General features: G+C 62.1%; 1 protein-coding gene. It reads left to right on the top strand.

The annotated features are described in order from the left end of the window. Positions 1–401: DUF3419 family protein (locus EN851_RS34350; protein ID WP_135931059.1), on the top strand; the 401-nt coding region annotated here is incomplete at both ends.

Here is a 401-nt window from a genome sequence, read left to right as displayed (position 1 = left end):
GAAATTCTTTGGCGTCGACCCGGCCCGGATGATGGAAGCCAGGAATCTCGGCGATCAGCGCCGCTTCTTCAACGACCAGTTGGCGCCGGTCTTCGACCGGAAGCTGTTGAAATGGGCGACGTCGCGCAAGGCCTCGCTGTTCGGCCTCGGCATTCCGCCGGCCCAATACGATTCCCTGATCACATCGGGCGACGGCACCATGGCCAGCGTGCTGAAGGCGCGGCTGGAGAAGCTGGCCTGCGATTTTCCGTTGGAGAACAATTACTTCGCCTGGCAGGCCTTTGCCCGCCGCTATCCCGAGCCCGGCGAAGCCGCCCTCCCCGCCTATCTCGAAAAGCAGAACTACGACACCATTCGCGGCAATATCGACCGCGTCGCCATCCACCATGCCAATCTGATCG

The sequence above is a fragment of the Mesorhizobium sp. M8A.F.Ca.ET.208.01.1.1 genome (assembly GCF_004791315.1).
Classification (GTDB): domain Bacteria; phylum Pseudomonadota; class Alphaproteobacteria; order Rhizobiales; family Rhizobiaceae; genus Mesorhizobium.
This window is presented reverse-complemented; position numbering and strand designations above follow the sequence as displayed.